This window comes from Pseudomonas sp. N2-3-1-14, assembly GCF_041228395.1.
Taxonomy (GTDB): Bacteria; Pseudomonadota; Gammaproteobacteria; order Pseudomonadales; family Pseudomonadaceae; genus Aquipseudomonas.
The window spans coordinates 3015760-3032809 of sequence record NZ_CP166199.1; the positions used below are offsets into that span (position 1 = coordinate 3015760).

Sequence of the window (17050 nt, forward strand, 5' to 3'; positions counted from 1 at the left end):
GTGCCGGGCAGCCATTGAAAAAGTCCCTAAATCGAAAAGTCGGCCCGCTCGTTTAAACGATACTAATGCGAATTATTATCGAATGGGGCGCAGCAATGTCACACCGGGGAGCAACAAAGGTTGGGCGGGGCTTCAAGCGTAACGGGGCACACGTGGGGATCGCGCTGGTACTGGGCCTGAGCCCGCTGGCGCCGGCGCGTGCCGCCGTGCAGTTGGACAGTATCGAGATTGCCGGCGACGACACCTCCGGCGATGTGACCCCGCCGGGCGTGACCACCCTGGGCAAGCTGCCACTCACGCTGCGGGAAACCCCGCAGTCGGTGAGCGTGATCGACCACGAGCGCATCGAGCAGCAGAACCTGTTCAGCCTCGACGAAGTGATGCAGCAAGCCACCGGTGTGACGGTGCAACCCTTCCAGCTGCTGACGACTGCCTATTACGTGCGCGGCTTCAAGATCAACGCGTTCGAGCTGGACGGTGTGCCGGCGATGCTCGGTGAAACCGCCGGTTCGCCCCAGGACATGGCGGTGTACGAGCGCGTCGAAATCCTGCGCGGCGCCAACGGGCTGCTCCACGGCAGCGGCAACCCGGCGGCCACGGTCAACCTGGTGCGCAAACGCCCGCAAAAGCAATTTACCGCCAGCACCACCCTCAGCGCTGGCAGTTGGGACCGCTACCGCGGCGAAGTCGATGTGGGCGGGCCGTTGACGCAATCGGGCAACGTGCGTGGCCGAGTGGTGGCCGCTTATGAAGACCGTGACTATTTCTACGACGTCGGCAAACAAGACACGCAGCTGCTCTACGGTGTTACCGAGTTCGACCTGAGCCCCGACACGCTGCTGACCCTGGGCGCGCAGTATCAGACCATCGACCAGGTGACCAATATGGCCGGCGTGCCGATGGCCAAGGACGGTTCCAGCCTGCACCTGCCGCGCTCCACCTACCTGGACGTGGACTGGGACCGCTTCAAGTGGACCACGCGCCGGGTGTTCGGCGCCCTTGAGCAGCAACTTGATCACGACTGGAAAGCCAAAGTCGCCGCCGAATACCAGGACGCTGACTCCAGCCTGCGTTATGCCGGTGCGTACGGCGCCATCGACCCGCTCACCGGCGATGGCGGGCACTTGATGGGCGCGGCGTATACCTTCAACAGCACTCAGAAGAGCGTGGATGCGTCGGTCGATGGGCCTTACTCGTTGTTCGGCCGCAGCCATGAATTGCTGCTGGGCAGCAACTACAGCCAGGGCGAAACCGAACAGCACAGCGCTCAGTTCACCACGCCGTTGAATGTGCCGGTGAATGTCTATCGCTGGGACCCGAGCAGCGTGCCCAAGCCCGGGATCAGCGCCTACACCTCGCCGGGCTCGATCACCACCACCTCCAAAGGCGTTTACGCGCTGACCCGCTACAAACTGCTCGACCCGTTGACGCTGGTGATCGGCGGCCGTGCCAATTGGTGGGACCAGGACGCGCCGACCAGCCACTTCAAGCCCGGTCGGGAAATCACCCCGTATGGCGGCCTGATCTGGGACTTTGCGCAGAACTGGTCGTGGTACGCCAGCTACGCCGAGGTCTACCAGCCGCAAACCGGGCAAACCTGGAGCGGCGATCTGCTCAAGCCGGTCGAGGGCAAGACCTACGAAACCGGCGTCAAGGGCGAGTTGGCCGATGGCCGCTTGAATGTGTCATTGGCGGTGTTCCGCATCGATCTTGAAAACAACCCGCAGGTCGATCCCGAACACCCCGGCGCCGGGCCGAACACTTATTACATCAGCGGCGGCAAAGTGCGCAGCCAGGGCTTCGAGCTGGAAAGCACCGGCTACATCACGCCTGAGTGGAACGTCTCCGCTGGCTACACCTACACCACCACCGAATACCTCAAGGACACCAACAACGCCTCGGGCGAACGCTACGCCGAATTCACCCCGCGCCACATGGCGCGGGTCTGGACCGAATACCAACTGCCGTGGCAAGAACATCGCTGGAGCGTCGGCGCCGGCGTGCAGGCGCAAAGTGATTACGCCACGCAATCCGGCGCAGTGACCCTGGAGCAGGGCGGCTACGCCTTGCTCAACGCGCGCGTTGCTTATCGTATCGACGAGCATTGGACCGCCGCGGTGAACGGCAACAACCTGGCCGATCGCAAGTACTACCAGAGCCTGTCCAACGTCAATTGGAACAACCGCTACGGCGAACCGCGCAGCCTCAACATGACCTTGCGAGGTACGTTCTGATGCTCGGCGCCTGGCCGTTGCGCATCGGCCTGGCGTTGGCCGGCAGTCTGCTCAGCAGCCTGCAACTGGCGGTGCTGCTGGCGCGGCATTATCCGTGGGGCGACGGCCTGGAACGGCTGTATGCCGGGGTGTTCCTGGGGCTGGGCTTTCTGGTGACGGTGCTGCTGTGGTCGCTGCTGGCGCCGGATCGGCCGCGTGTGGTGTATCGCTCCAGCGCCTGGCTGCTGCTGTTTACGCCCTGGCTGCTATGGGATGGAACCTGGTCATGAAACTGATGGGAGCCCCGAGGGCGCTGGTGCAGCGCGTACATGCCGGGATGGGCGCGGTGTTTGGCGTGGTGCTGTTTGGCATCCTGCTGACCGGCGCGTGGAGCATGGCCCATGAAGACTTGCGCGCCTGGTTTCGCGGGCCTTCCGCGTTAAGCCATAAACCGGCGATGGCGGTGGAACAATGGCTGGAGGTCGCGCGTGAAAAGGGCCTGGCGCTGGACGAATTGCGCATTCGTTTGCCCGACAGCCACCACTCGGTGGTCGAGCTGTGCGCTTCGCCCGGCGATTGCAGCGTCGCGCTGGACCCGGCCAACGGCCGTGCGGTCGCGTCGGGCAATGCGGCCGACATCCTGTTCAATCTGCACAAAAGCCTGTTCATCGGCTTCCCCGGACGGGTGCTGATCAGCCTGCTGGGCGTGGTGTTGCTGCTGATGATCTGGGCCGGCAGCGCCTTGCACAGCGGGCGTCTGCAAGACCTTAAACGCCTGCGCCGGGACCGTGGCGCGCGGGTGTTTGCCCATGACCTGCACAGCCTGATCGGGCGGTGGTGCGGGCCGTGGTTGCTGCTGTTCGGCGTGACCGGCGCGCTGTCGGGCCTTGGCGCGCTCGGCACGCTGGGCTTGGCGGGGCAGGCATTTCCGGGCGCGCCGCAGCAGGCTTTCATGCACTTACTCGGCGCGCCGCCGCAGGTCAGCGCGCAGGCAAGTGCGGCGCGGGTCGATCTCGATCAGCTGTTGCGCGAGGACGCCGCTGCCCATCCCGGGTTCCTGGCGCAAAACCTCGCCTTGCACCGCTGGGGCGAACCGGGTGCCTGGGTTGAAGTCAGCGGCATCCAGCAAGGGTTGCCCAGCACCGCGGTGTTTGAACGCCATGCCTACGCAGGCGCTGACGGCGTGGCGGTGGGCACCCGCAGTGCCAGTGGGCGCGGCCTGTGGCTGCAGGCGTTCATCGCGGTGCAGCCGCTGCACTTTGCCGATTACCGCTGGGTGCCCTATGGCGGGCCGCTGCTGCGTGCCGTGCATTTCGCCATGGCGTTGGCGGCGGCGGTGCTGGTGCTCAGCGGCTTGTACCTGTGGCTGGAACGCAGGCGCCTCAAGGCGGGCGCCGGTTGGCAGGTGCTGTTGCGCCTGGTGGTCGGCGGTGGCGGCGGGTTGCTGACGGCCACCGCCGTGTTGCTGTGCGCGGGGGCGCTGGGCAGCGGCGCGTTGGCGGGGTGGTTCTGGGGCAGTTGGCTCGCCAGCCTGTTGCTGGCGTGCGTGATGCCGCCGCGCCGTCAACCGCTGCACCTTTTGTTGGCGGTGGCGGGCCTGGCCTTTGTCGCTGCGGGCGGGGTGCACATGGTGGGGAGTGTGAGGCAGGGCGGTCTGCCGCTGTGGCCCATCGACCTGGTGTTGTTGCTGTGCGGTGCGAGTGCCTTGTGGGCAGTGCGCCGGTTGATTTCTTTTACGCGTGCGGCACGGGCTGCCGCCGCCAACGTTGCCTGATGGGAGAGTTGTCATGCTGGAACTGTTGAAACACTGGCGCATGGTGCTGACCTTCGCACTGTTGTACCTGTCCCAGGGCATTTGCTTCGGCATTGCGATGGACGCCATGCCGACCCTGCTGCGCCATGACGGCGCTGCACTCCATGCGCTGGCCTTCCTGCCGTTGGTGGGCTTGCCGTGGGTGATCAAATTCATCTGGGCGCCCCAGGTGGATAACCACTGGAGCCCGCGACTGGGACGGCGGCGCAGCTGGATCATACCGATGCAGGTGCTGGTCTTGCTGTGCATCGTCACCCTGGCAAGCATCGGCCTGAGCGTGGCCACCGCAGGCGTGGCCGTGGGCCTGTTGATTGTCGCCTCGCTGGCCAGCGCCACGCAGGACATCGCCACCGACGGCATGGCCGCCGAGTACTTCACCGACAACATGCTGGCGCGGATCAACGCCATTCAAGTCGGCGGCACCATGGTCGGTTTTTTCGTTGGCGGCGCCGGCACCTTGTTGCTCAGCGGGGCTTTGGGGCAAACCACGGCGTTCAGCCTGCTGGCACTGGTGCCGTTACTGAGCCTGGTGTGCGTCGGCTGGCTGCACGTGGCCCCCGCCAAAGACACACAACCGGACGTGGCGCATGCTTCGCTGTGGCGGTTTATCAAGCGGCCAAAGGCGCTGGCGTTGGTGCTGCTGGCGCTGTTGTCAGCGATGACTTCGGTGTCCGGTTTCGGCTTGTCCAAACTGTTCTTGAATGACGCCGGCTGGTCGTTGCAGGCCACCGGCCAACTGGGCATGAGCGGCGGCATGGTCACCGTCGTCCTCGGCTGTGGCGGCGGCGCCTGGCTGATCCGTGTGCTTGGGCTGTGGCCGACGTTCATGCTGGCGGTTGGCATGGCCGGTGTGGCTGCGTTGACCTGGCTGTTGCAAGCCACCGGCATGCTCGCCACGCAAACCGGGCTGATCTGGCTGGCGGTAGGCCTGGGTTCGTTTGCCACCGGTGCGACCTCTGTGGTGATCATGACCGCCTCCATGGCCTTCGCCGCCCAAAGCGATCAGGCGGGGACAGACATGACGGCCGTGCAAAGCACGCGGGATTTGGGCGAGATGCTGTCCTCGACCTTGCTGGTTGGCTTGACCGCGCAGGCGGGGTATAGCGGCGGGTTTCTAGCGGGAATGGTCATGGCCGTGCTGGCGCTGCTGGTGGCGTTGAACCTGTCGCGCCAGGGTAGGCGGGAGAGCGTTGCGGGTTGAGGCGCCAGGTTGAGCGTCGCGTGGTGCAGGCGGCTGGCGGGCCGGTTTTGCCCTTGGCGGTGACGCTGTCACGGTGGCTGCCGGCGCTGATAGTCTGTCCAGGCACTCAATGTGCGCTCACGTCACCGCCTCAGGCTTTGCCTCAACTGACAGGTGCACGCCTAATCCGTAGAGCGCTCCGCCGGCAATGATGAACAGCGCCAGCATGTAAAACATGTGGTGAGCCGGTTGTGTCGTCAGCATCACGCCACACAGCACCGGGCCTAACGCTGCGCCGACGTTGCTGAGGTTTTGCGCGGCGTAATACATGCCTCGCAGGTGATTCGGCGCAATGGTGTCGATAAACATGTATTCAGCCGGGAATACGATGATTTCACCCACGGTGAAGATGGCCATGGCGATCACCCACACCGTCAGCGTGCTCGACAGCGCAAAACCGCCCAGCCCGACGATGAACAGGCTCAGCCCAGCGGCCAGCCACAGGTTCAGGTGCTTGTGGGTAATCCGTTTGCCGAGGCTGTATTGCAGGCAGATAACCATCAGGGCGTTGGTCGCCACGACGGCGCTGATAATGCGGTAGGCCGTCTGCGGGTTGCTGGTGACTATCAGGTATTGCGAGAGGTAGGCGGTGAACTGGCCGAAGACCACCGCGCTCAGCACCCCGCCCAAGGTAAAGCACACCAGGCGGTAATCGCGCAGCAGCAGTTTGCCGACGGCCAAAAATGGAGTGGTTTGCCGGCTTGCCTCGGCCGTTGCCAGGCCTCTGTCGCCCCACACGAAGTAGACAAAAAAATAGCCGGTTCCCAGTCCCGCCGACAGCAGGAACGGCAGGCTGATGTCCAGCGCGGCCGCGCCGGCACCGAGGAACGGCCCGACGGCGTAGCCAATATTGGTCAGCGTGTACTTGATCGAAAACACCTCACTGCGCTGATCAAGTGGGAGCAGGCTGGCAAACCCGGCTTTCACCGCGATATCAATGACCGCATAGGCCAGGTTGATTGCCACCAGGCACGCATAAAACAGCCCGAGACCGGACGCGATGAAGGCGCCGAGAAAACCTGCCGTGAAGACGGCGCAGGCCGTAAGGATGAGCCGGTAACTAGACAGGCTATCGACCAGGAAGCCGCCATACAGGCTCAGCAGTGAGCCGATGATCAGCGTGCTGCCGATCACCAGGCCGACATCGGCAATGCTCAAGCCAAAGTGGCCGGACAAATAAATCACCAGGTAGGGCAGCGTAATGGCCCGGGCGAGGGTTAACACCAATGAAGCGCACAGCAGCAGATTGAGGGTGGCGGGATATTTTTTAAGCGTGGCGAGCATTCGAGCCTCATCGTCCATTTATAAGGTGCAAGCGTGGCAAGTCGCTCGTCCGGATCGACGCAGCTTACTGTTGATCTGAATTCTGATTTAGGATGCTTTTTATCAAAACGCACGAACTGAATTCATGAATAAGGCACGCGTATGTTTTCCTCCGAGCGCTTGAAGGGTATCGATGTGTTCGTCTGCGTCGCGCAGTACGGCAGCTTCACAGCGGCCGCGGAGAAAATGAACCTGACGGCGTCTGCCGTGAGTAAAGGCATCGCCAGGCTGGAAAAGCGCCTGGGCGCGCGACTGTTCCAGCGGACCACGCGCACGTTGGCGTTGACCGATGCCGGTGCCGCGTTTCTGCGTACCTGTACGGGGGTGCTGGCCGATCTGGAAGACGCCGAGCTGTCGCTGCAAGCCGAAAACACCGAGCCTCGCGGGCGCGTGCGCATCGACTTGCCAGGCCCATATGGGCGCGTGCAGGTACTCCCGGTGCTGCTGCCGTGGCTGCAGGCGCACCCGTTGGTGGTGCCGCATATTTCCTTCTCTGACGGCCATCTCGACCCGTTCAAGGAGGGCGTGGACATTGCACTGCGCATTGGTGACGGCCACGCCTGGCCGCACACGGTGGAGCATCGGCTGCTGACGCGTGAGTGGCACGTGTTTTGTGCGTCGCCGGCGTACCTGGCTCGCCATGGCACGCCGTTGTCCGACCGCGACCTGGAGCAGCACCAGTGCATTGCCTATGGCTGGGTGGATGGACGCATCAGCCCTTGGCGCTACACCGGCGAAGACGGCATCACGCTGCACAGGCCACTCACGCCACAGCTGGTGGTGGGCAATGGCGAAGGGCTGGTGATGGCCGCGTTGGCGGGCTGCGGTATCGTCCAGTTGCCATCCTGGCTGGTCAAGCAGCAGTTGCAGGACGGCGCGTTGGTCGAGGTACTGCCGCAACTGGCGACGCCGGGGTTTGAGGTCACCCTGGCCTGGGTCAAAAGCCGGCAAAACCAGCCCAAGGTTCGCGTGGTGCTGGAGGCGCTGATTGCCGGATTGAGTGCGCTCGAATGACCAGTGGCTTTGCGGATGGCCACGAATGCGCGATTGGCTGACACAAGATTGATCCTGATCAGGTGACCTGCCTGGCAGTGCCTCTAACCTTATGCTTCCATCAAAGGCCAGGGAGGGCTCAATGAGTGCCTCGGGTCGCGTATTCTCAAGGAAGAGTCAGCTATGCGGTCATTGAAGATCCTGTTGTTATCGTCGGCGTTCAACGGTTTGACCCAACGCGCCTGGCTGGACTTGCGCCAGGCGGGTCACGCGCCCAGCGTGGTGCTGTTCACCGATGCCGCCACGGTGTGCGAGCAGGTTGAGGCGTCAGGCGCCGATGTGGTGATATGCCCGTTTCTGAAGGACCGTGTGCCACAGCAGCTGTGGAGCAACCCGGAACGCCCGGTCGTGATCATCCATCCGGGGATCGTCGGCGACCGCGGCGCCAGTGCGCTGGACTGGGCCATCACCCGGCAGGTCAGCCGCTGGGGCGTGACCGCCCTGCAGGCGGTGGAGGAAATGGACGCCGGGCCGATCTGGTCGACGCGTGAATTCGACATGCCGGCCGACGTGCGCAAATCCGAGCTGTACAACGGCCTGGTGAGTGACGCAGCCATCGATTGCATCCGCGACGTGGTGGCAAAATTCGCCCGGGGCTTCGTCCCGGCGCCGCTTGATTACACGCAGCCCAACGTCATCGGGCGATTGCAGCCCAACATGACCCAGGCTGACCGCAGCTTCAGTTGGTTCGATTGCGCACGCTTCATCAAACGCAACATCGACGCCGCTGATGGCCAGCCCGGTGTGCTGGCGAGCATCAGGGGCGGGCAGTATTACGTGTACGACGCGCACCTGGACTCACGCCACGGCACGCCGGGCGACATTCTGGCAGTACAGGACGACGCGGTGCTGGTGGCGGCCGGCGATCACAGCCTGTGGATCGGCTCGCTCAAACGCAAAGCCCAGCCCGGTGAGGAAACCTTCAAGTTGCCGGCCCGTCACGTGCTGGCCGAAAAACTCGCAGGCATTCCCGTGCTGGACAGCACCCTCGCCAGCCAAACGTGGAATGAGCAGGCCTATCAACCGATTCGCTACCGAGAGTCAGGGCCTGTCGGCGAACTGACGTTTGAGTTCTACAACGGCGCCATGAGCACCGAGCAATGCCAGCGTCTGGTGGCTGCACTGCGTTGGGCCAAGGCGCGAGACACCCAGGTGCTGTTGATCAAGGGCGGGCGTGGCAGCTTTTCCAACGGCGTGCACCTCAATGTGATTCAGGCCGCCACAGTGCCTGGGCTGCAAGCCTGGGCCAACATCCAGGCCATCGACGATGTTTGCAAGGAGCTGCTCACGGCCCGGCAGTTGGTGGTCAGCGGCCTGACCGGCAGTGCCGGAGCCGGCGGCGTCATGCTGGCGCTGGCGGCCGACATCGTTTTCGCCCGTGAGGGTGTGGTCCTCAACCCGCATTACAAAACCATGGGTTTGTATGGCTCCGAGTACTGGACCTACAGCCTGCCACGTGCCGTCGGCAGTGAAGTGGCGCAGCGGCTCACGCAAGAATGCCTGCCGATCAGTGCCGACCAGGCCCAGCACTATGGCATGGTTCAGGCCATCGGCCCACGGTGCCCACAGGCATTTGGCCTATGGCTCATGCAACAGGCCACCCGCGCGCTCGACGACGAGCACTACGTGCTGGCGCGCGCGCGCAAGGCAACGATGGACCTGGATCAGGTTGAACGCTGTCGCGAACACGAACTGGCACAGATGCAGCAAGACATGGTGCACAACCGCCAGCAGTTCGCCGAGAGGTGCCGCAACTTCGTGTTCAAACGCAAGGCGTGCCAGACCCCGCAACGCCTGATAGCGCCATGGGCAGTGGCGCGCAAGGTGGCGTTGGTTGGTTGAGGGGGTTGCAGGTTGTGATCAGAGGCTGTCGGGGTCGCCAAAAAACATCTGAATCCGCGAGCGCAACCAGCGCTCTCCCGGATCGTTGTCCTGCGAGCCACGCCAGGCCATGTGCAATTCGAACGAGCGTACGGGCAACGGCGGGTCTTCTGCGCGCAAACCGCCCGCTGAGGTCAGTGCCTCGGCGGCGTAGTCCGGCACGGTGGCCAGTATATCGGTGCCGGCCAGCAATGTGCCCAGGCCGTTGAACTGCGGCACGGCTAGGACCACGTGGCGTTTGCGGTCGAGTTTTTCCAGCTCTTCATCAATAAACCCGCTCAGGTCGCCGGCGAACGACACCAGGGCGTGGGGGCGGGCGCAAAAGTCATCCAGGCTTAGCGAGCCGGGCACGCTGTCGGCGCGCAGCAGTTTCGGCAGGCTGCGGCGCAGAACCTTGCGCTTGGCGTTGGCCGGCAGGTCGGCGGTGTAGCTTACGCCGATGGAAATTTCGCCGGAGGCCAGCAGACCCGGCATCAGGATGTAATTCACCCGGCGCACCACCAGCACGATGCCCGGCGCTTCGGCGCGCAGGCGTTTGAGCAACTGGGGGAGCAGGGCGAATTCGACATCGTCCGACAAACCGATGCGGAACACGGCCGTGCTGGTGGCCGGGTCGAACTCGGCGGCGCGGCTGACGGCGGTGGAAATCGAGTCCAGGGCCGGGGAGAGCAGGGCGAAAATCTCTACAGCGCGGGCGGACGGCTCCATGCTGCGCCCGGTGCGCACAAACAGCGGGTCATCGAACAGTCCACGCAGGCGCGACAACGCCGCACTGATGGCCGGCTGGCCAAGGAACAACTTCTCGGCGGCACGGGTCACACTGCGCTCATGCATCAAGGTTTCGAATACGATCAAGAGGTTAAGGTCGACACGACGCAGGTCGTTACGGTTCATCTTGTGTCCTGGAAGAGTCAGCGAGCTTGACGAGAGCGGCCACATGTAAACAATGACCGGCATGAATCTTACGGGGAAAGGCTGGTACTCTGCACCGGCTAATTGAGTTTTCCTACAAGATCTGGGGTCCATTCCTCAGTTGCGGAATCAATGGCAGGCATGTCGACTATTAACGGCGACCGGTGGTCTTACCTGGAAAGCCCAGATAGAGTTCATGGCATTAGAGGTTACTTTGACGAGGTTTGCGATGTCCCGCACGATCCGTTTTCACAAGTTTGGTCCGGCCGAGGTGCTCAAGTGCGAAGAGCATGTAGCCGCGCTGCCCGCACCGGGCGAAGTGCAGGTGCGTGTCGACGCGATTGGCATCAGCTGGTATGACATTTTGTGGCGCCAGAACCTGGCGTCTTCCCATGCACGTCTGCCGTCCGGCCTTGGCCACGAGATGGCCGGGGTGGTTGTAGCCCTCGGCGACGGCGTGGATGACTTGGCGGTGGGCGATAAAGTGGCCAGTTTTCCGGCCGAGAGCCCCAATGATTACCCGGTGTATGGCGAACAGATCGTCCTGCCCCGTTCGGCCTTGACCCGTTATCCGGACGTATTGAGCCCGATTGAAGCCAGCGTGCACTACACGCCGCTGCTGATTGCCTACTTTGCCTATGTGGACCTGGCGCGGGTCAAACCCGGCCAGTTTGCCCTGGTGACCGACGCCAGCCACTGCGCCGGCCCCTCGTTCGTACAACTGGGCAAAGCCCTGGGTGTGCGGGTGATTGCCGCGACCAAAGACAGCGCGGAGCGTGAGTACCTGCTGTCCCTCGGGGCAGAAAAGGTGATTGTCACCGAAGAACAGGACTTGCTCATGCAGGTCAACAAGTTCACCGATAACCGCGGCGTTGACGTGGTGTTCGATGGCTTGGGCGGCCCACAGATGTCGTTGCTCGGTGACGTACTGGCACCGCGTGGCAGCCTGGTGCTGTATGGCCTGCAAGGCGGCAACCAGACACCGTTTCCGGCGTGCGCAGCGTTTCAGAAGAACATTCAGTTCTTTGTGCATTGCATCGGCAACTTCACCGGCAAGCCGGAGCTGGGCATCATTCAGGACCAGGTGGCCTTGCAGCGTGCGCTGCGTGATATCAACCAACTGACGGCCGACCGCGTACTGGTGCCGTTGAAAACGACGGTGTTTCCATTCAATCAGTTCGTGGAAGCGCACCGCTATATGGACGAATGCCCGTGTCGCGAACGTGTTGCGTTGCAGGTTGAAGCTGTTTGAGGTGTAGGAATATTCGCAAATGAGTCATCCGAGCCCTGGGCGTATGAGACAAATGCGCCATTTAGCAGGGCTTAACCCGCGCGTTGCATGAAACGCGCGAGCGTCTGTCGGTCCTGTAAACGATACCTTTGCCCCTGCCGCCGCCCTGATTTTCAGCGCGGCGTCTTTGTGTGCGCGCTATTTACGCGGCAACGGATAATTATCTGAACTGGTTTTCGACCGGCTTCTGTATCTGTTAATCATTATTCCAGTCCTGATAATTGAGTCTTCACGTTCAACTCAAGGACTGAGTAATGATTGATACTCTGATACCCCAGCAGGCAGTGCCTGCAACTACCCACGATAATGCGGCAACTGCCTGGACCCGAGGATGCGGGTACTTTCCAGGCGAACCTCAATCGATAAACCAGCGGAGGTCAAAGTTAGAAGATTTTTATGTGTCAGATTCATCTTCTAGTTCAAGGATAAATGAGTGTAGGGGGCCGTCGGAGCATTCCTAGGATTGCCGCATTGACGGCCTGGACGCCTCACGCACGGCCTGTTGGCGCAATGGATGCTCCAACGGTACGTCGGTGCATATTCCATGTCGGTTAATTGCAGAGTGCTAGTGTTTATTTATCGCGAACACGGTAGCGCGGGCACCCCTTCTTACAGATGCAATAGACCGGGCAGTGCGTCTCGGTAGTTGCTTGAAACTGATATTTCAACTCAGGTAGTAGAGCTATGAGCGCTATTCACGAACAAGCTATGAATTATGTTTACCAGCAAGTACTGCAACGGCTCATCGGGCACTTCAATCGTGCAGAACGCACCGCACTTCAATTGTTGATACAGCGGATTGTCGTTGCCGCTGGCGGTATGGAGCAGGTGGGCGATTACAAGGTGCTGGTGGCCCATGGCGGCGGTGAAGTGAGCAGCTACACCCTGGCGCTGTTGCGTGCCGCGCAATTGAGCATCGCCGGCCGTGCCCCCAGGACGTTCCAACTGCGGGTGGCCACCTTGCGTCACAGCGGCATGACCCAAGGCACGCTCGACACGCTTCACCGCGGCTACAGCCAGTTGTTTTTTCACGACGACCCACGGGTTGAACTGCTGATGGTGGAAAATCACCAGGTGCTGCCTTTCAACCACCAGCGCCCGGCCTCCGCCACTGGGCGGGAGGTCAGCCAGCGCAACATGCTGATGATGGGGCATCTGTCCTCCGGTGACGTTCGCGCAACACTGTGCAACGAGACCTATCTGGCCTTGGGCGACTTCTACCAGCGCGTCACCGCCTGGGACGGTGGCGTGCATGCATTGGTCAGCGGCGATTGCGCGCGCAAGCAGGGCCAGTTGCTCGCCTGGCTGAAAAAGACCGCCCAGGCCGCGGGCGTTCAGGTTCCTGCGGGCAGGCCCGCGACGCTCAATGGGCTGTTCGCGCGCATGGATCAGTGGAGTGACGACATTTATCGCGACTTGTACGGTGAGCACTATGTGGCGAAGAGCGACACCAGCCCGGGTGGCCACCGCCACCTCGCGTACATCGGTATCGCCGACCTGCTGGATGGCATTGACCGCGGTTGCGCGCCGTTGCTCACCGAGTTCATGGCCTATAACCCGGACCCATTGGGCTTTCATCTGAGTCATCCGACCTTTGCCAACCCAATGCTGATGGCGCACCTGCGCGGCCTGCAAGCCGAGAGCCTGAGGGCGCTGGATTACGAAGCGGGCGTCGAAGGGTTCATGCTGCAGGCAGCGAATTACCTGCGTCGTCGACAGGTGTGCGAAGCATTGATCACCCAAACGGTCAGCCGCGAAGGACGCGCCGTGTCGGCCCAGCACGCCCAGCGGTTTTTTGGCCTGGATGAGGGTCAGTTGATCTGTCTGCTGTTTTCGCCCTTTATCCACCACGGTGAGCGGCTGGAAGGTTATTTGCGCCAGTGCCACTCGGGCATGCTGGTGGCGCTGCCGGAACTGCACAAAGTGCTGCAGGGCAAGCCCGCTGCCGAGATGCTGCAGCAATGGGTCACCGACGCCAGCGGGCTGCCGCTGCCGTTGCTCCAGCATCTGTACCGCAAGCGGCCAATGCCGGGCGGCCCTGGCAGTACCGCTCGCGGTTGCCGTCAGGAACGGTCGACGCCCACTGCCGACATGGCCTTGCAGCTGTCCGGGCGATGACCCTGCGTGGCGTGCGGCAGGCGGATTTCGCCTATCAGGCGGTGTATCGCTACATGATCAACCTGATTGACGAGGTCAGCAGCGATAGCCGGGTGAAGCTGCCGTCTCTGCGCCAGTTATCCCAACGCCTGAACGTGTCCATCTCCACCATCCAGTACGCTTACTCGCTGCTGGAGAAAGAGGGAAGGGTGTACTCAGTGGCCAAGTCAGGCTATTACGCCTGGCCGCTTGCCGGCAGCACATCGACGTGGCCAAGCGGGGATTTGCTCGAGCGCCTCTATGTGGCCGCGCGACGCCCGGGCATGGTCGTGCTCAGTGGCGATGAGCCTGCCTTGTTGGCGTCGCTGGACAGCACACTGTTGCGCCTGGAGCGGGAGCTGGTGCGCCAGTACCCGCACCACTTGCAGCCCTGGTCCCAGCCATGTGGGGTATGGGAGCTGCGCGCGGCGCTGGCGGCGCGTTACACGTCGTCGCCGACGCGCTGCTGGCACGCCGACGACGTGTATATCGGTGCCGACCTGCGCGGGGTGCTTGATATCCTCATCGAGGTGCTTGGCCTGCCCGGTTCTACGGTAATTATCGAGTCGCCCTGCGACTGGCTGATCCTGCGCCTGCTGCAGGATGCCGGCATCCGCCTGCTCGAATTGCCCTGGGCGCACGACGGCAGCCTCGACCTGGTGTCGCTTGAAGGCCTGCTGCGCGACGAGCGCGTGAGCCTGGTGCTGCTGTCATCGACGGTCAGCCAGCCTTCCGGCGTGGCGATGGCCCTGCGCGATCGCCTCAAGGTGGCGCAATTGCTCGACCAGCATGGGTGCTGGCTGTTGGAGAACGACACGTGCGGGGAATTGAGTTTCAAACCACCCCACACGGCCTTGCGCGATCTGGTGAACCCGGAGCGGCTGATGGTGTTTTCCGCCTTCGAGAAAATTCTCGGCCCAGAAGCGCCTTATGGCTACGTGCTGTCCCGGCACATGAGCAGCCAATTGCAGCGCCAGTTTCTGCTGCGCTCGTTCCGGTTGTCGTCAATTCGTCAACGCGCGATTGCCCGCCTGTATCAGAGCGGGCAGATTGATCAGCACCTGCGTACCCTGCGCCAGTTGCTGCGCGAGCAAGCCGGGGCAATGAGTCAGCTGCTCGAGCAGCATTTGGGCGATCAAGTGACTTATCGGATGCCCGCCGGCGGCGCGACCTTCTGGTTGGGTTCGACCCAGGCAGTGGATATGCGCCAGGTGTTCCAGTATTTGCTGGCCCGGCAGGTGGTGGTGGCGCCCGGCGAGTTGTTCAGTGTCGGCGGCCTGCACCATCAGCACATGCGTTTGAGCCATACCTTTCATGGGCAGCCCAACCTGGAAGTTGCGCTGGCGGCACTGGCTGATGCCCTGCGGCAGGCTCAAACAGGTTAGATGCGTGAAATTTCTCTGAGTTTTGTAGGATCGATACCGTCGCGTAGTAGTCCAACTCTCAGTAAACTGTCGTTTTTTCCAAATCCTTCTTTTCGAGGTTCATGCATGACTATCAGTCCTTTTGCGGGCAAGCCGGCGCCAGCTCAGTTGCTGGTGGATATCCCGCGACTGGTCACGGCCTACTACACAGGCCAGCCTGATGCAGCGATCTCCACCCAGCGCGTGGCGTTTGGCACCTCCGGCCACCGCGGCAGCTCGTTTGAGCTGAGCTTCAACGAGTGGCACGTGCTCGCCATCAGCCAGGCCATCTGCCTGTATCGCGAAGCCCAAGGTATCAATGGTCCTTTGTTCGTCGGCCTGGACACTCATGCGCTGTCGACACCGGCCGGTGCCAGTGCGCTGGAAGTCCTGGCGGCCAATGGCGTGCACGTGATGCTGGCCGAGGGCGATGAATACACGCCGACCCCGGCAATTTCCCACGCCATCATCTGCTATAACCGCGGCCGCACCACGGGCCTGGCCGACGGCATCGTGATCACGCCGTCGCACAACCCGCCGCAAAGCGGCGGCTACAAGTACAACCCGCCCAATGGCGGCCCAGCCGATACTCACGTCACCAAGTGGATCGAAGCCAAGGCCAACGAACTGCTGGCCAACAAACTCGCCGGGGTCAAGCGCATCACCCACGCCCAGGCGCTCAAGGCCGATACCACGCACCGCCACGATTACCTCAACAGCTACGTGGCCGACCTGGTCAACGTGATCGACATGGACGCCATCCGCAGCGCCGATTTGCGCCTGGGCGTCGATCCGCTGGGCGGCGCAGGGGTGCGCTACTGGTCGGCGATTGCCGAGCACTACCGCTTGAACCTGGACGTGGTGAACACTGAAGTCGATTCCACCTTCCGCTTCATGAGCGTCGACTGGGACGGCCAGATCCGTATGGACCCGTCCTCCAGCTATGCGATGCAAGGCTTGATCGGCCTCAAGGAGCGGTTCGACGTGGCCTTCGCGTGCGACCCGGACCACGATCGCCACGGCATCGTCACGCCGTCCGGCGGCCTGCTGGCGCCGAACAATTACCTGGCCGTGTCCATCGATTACCTGTTCCAGAACCGCCCGGACTGGCGCGCCGATGCCGCCGTGGGCAAGACCGTGGTCAGCAGTGGCTTGATCGACCGCGTGGCCGCGCGTATTGGCCGTCGTCTGTACGAAGTGCCCGTAGGCTTCAAATGGTTTGCCGATGGCCTGTTTGAAGGCTCCCTGGGTTTTGGCGGCGAAGAGAGCGCCGGTGCCTCGTTCCTGCGCAAGGACGGCACGGTGTGGAGCACCGACAAGGATGGCTTGATTCCGGCCCTGCTGGCGGCAGAAATGACCTCGCGCAAAGGCCAGGACCCAAGCCAGATCTACCGTGGCCTGACCGACGCACTGGGCGAGCCTTTCGCGATCCGCGTCGACGCCAAGGCCACCCCGGCGCAGAAAGCCTTGCTGGGCAAGCTGTCGCCGGAACAGGTCACGTCCACGCAATTGGCCGGGGAAAGCATCCAACAGATCCTCAGCCATGCGCCGGGCAACAACCAGGCGATTGGCGGTTTGAAGGTGATGACCGAAAACGGCTGGTTTGCCGCGCGCCCATCGGGCACCGAGGACATCTACAAGATCTACGCCGAGAGCTTTGTGGGCGAGGATCACCTCAAGCAACTGGTGGAAGAAGCGCAGGTGCTGGTCGACGGCGCAATCAGCCAGTAATCACGCCATACCCGATGTGGGAGGGGTTGTTCCCTCCCACATCTTCAGGTTAAC

Annotated in this window: 12 protein-coding genes; 10 read left to right on the plus strand and 2 right to left on the minus strand. The window is 62.6% G+C overall.

All coding sequences use genetic code 11. The features are described 5' to 3' along the window. The first annotated feature begins 158 nt into the window (after positions 1-158). From AB5I78_RS13880 to AB5I78_RS13895, 4 genes are read left to right on the plus strand one after another with little or no spacing between them, the layout of a single operon-like run. Complete coding sequence (locus tag AB5I78_RS13880; protein WP_370004759.1) at positions 159-2234, plus strand: TonB-dependent siderophore receptor; 2076 nt, start codon at positions 159-161, stop codon at positions 2232-2234. Next, on the plus strand, positions 2234-2503 hold the full coding sequence (locus tag AB5I78_RS13885; protein ID WP_145160526.1) for a hypothetical protein: 270 nt from the start codon (positions 2234-2236) through the stop codon (positions 2501-2503). Before AB5I78_RS13880 ends, AB5I78_RS13885 begins: the two co-directional genes overlap by 1 nt. After that, positions 2500-3987 carry a PepSY-associated TM helix domain-containing protein gene (locus AB5I78_RS13890; protein ID WP_369302232.1) on the plus strand — a complete coding sequence of 496 codons (1488 nt, stop codon included), beginning with the start codon at positions 2500-2502 and terminating at the stop codon, positions 3985-3987. The genes AB5I78_RS13885 and AB5I78_RS13890 overlap by 4 nt, the downstream gene beginning before the upstream one ends. 13 nt (positions 3988-4000) lie before the next feature. Then, positions 4001-5227, plus strand: a complete 1227-nt coding sequence (locus AB5I78_RS13895; protein ID WP_369302231.1) for a RhtX/FptX family siderophore transporter — start codon at positions 4001-4003, stop codon at positions 5225-5227. Positions 5228-5344: 117 nt separating this feature from the next. Here the strand turns inward: AB5I78_RS13895 and AB5I78_RS13900 are convergent, their stop codons facing one another. Beyond that, a complete protein-coding gene (locus AB5I78_RS13900; RefSeq protein ID WP_262206668.1) occupies positions 5345-6550 on the minus strand; it encodes an MFS transporter in 1206 nt (401 codons plus the stop codon). A gap of 141 nt (positions 6551-6691) precedes the next feature. Here AB5I78_RS13900 and AB5I78_RS13905 point away from each other — a divergent pair, with 141 nt between their 5' ends. Both AB5I78_RS13905 and AB5I78_RS13910 read left to right on the plus strand, forming a co-directional pair. Beyond that, positions 6692-7603, plus strand: a complete 912-nt coding sequence (locus tag AB5I78_RS13905) for a LysR family transcriptional regulator (RefSeq protein WP_369302230.1) — start codon at positions 6692-6694, stop codon at positions 7601-7603. 162 nt (positions 7604-7765) lie between these two features. Beyond that, the gene (locus AB5I78_RS13910; protein ID WP_369302229.1) at positions 7766-9484 is read left to right on the plus strand and encodes a hydrogenase maturation protein; all 1719 of its coding nucleotides are present in this window, start codon (positions 7766-7768) and stop codon (positions 9482-9484) included. Positions 9485-9502: 18 nt separating this feature from the next. On the opposite strand, the gene AB5I78_RS13915 is transcribed toward AB5I78_RS13910, so the two are convergent. After that, positions 9503-10417 (minus strand): LysR substrate-binding domain-containing protein, encoded by a 915-nt coding sequence (locus AB5I78_RS13915; protein WP_028616088.1) that lies wholly within the window; start codon positions 10415-10417, stop codon positions 9503-9505. Positions 10418-10664: 247 nt separating this feature from the next. Here AB5I78_RS13915 and AB5I78_RS13920 point away from each other — a divergent pair, with 247 nt between their 5' ends. From AB5I78_RS13920 to pgm, 4 genes are all read left to right on the plus strand, one after another. Beyond that, positions 10665-11687: a zinc-dependent alcohol dehydrogenase family protein gene (locus AB5I78_RS13920; protein ID WP_106578091.1), complete on the plus strand. Its 1023-nt coding sequence runs from the start codon at positions 10665-10667 to the stop codon at positions 11685-11687. Between the two features lie 723 nt (positions 11688-12410). Further along, complete coding sequence (locus tag AB5I78_RS13925; protein WP_369302228.1) at positions 12411-13844, plus strand: hypothetical protein; 1434 nt, start codon at positions 12411-12413, stop codon at positions 13842-13844. Next, the gene (locus AB5I78_RS13930) at positions 13841-15247 is read left to right on the plus strand and encodes a PLP-dependent aminotransferase family protein (RefSeq protein WP_369302227.1); all 1407 of its coding nucleotides are present in this window, start codon (positions 13841-13843) and stop codon (positions 15245-15247) included. Before AB5I78_RS13925 ends, AB5I78_RS13930 begins: the two co-directional genes overlap by 4 nt. Positions 15248-15352: 105 nt before the next feature. Then, positions 15353-16996 carry a phosphoglucomutase (alpha-D-glucose-1,6-bisphosphate-dependent) gene (gene pgm / locus AB5I78_RS13935; RefSeq protein WP_106578094.1) on the plus strand — a complete coding sequence of 548 codons (1644 nt, stop codon included), beginning with the start codon at positions 15353-15355 and terminating at the stop codon, positions 16994-16996. Positions 16997-17050 lie beyond the last annotated feature (54 nt).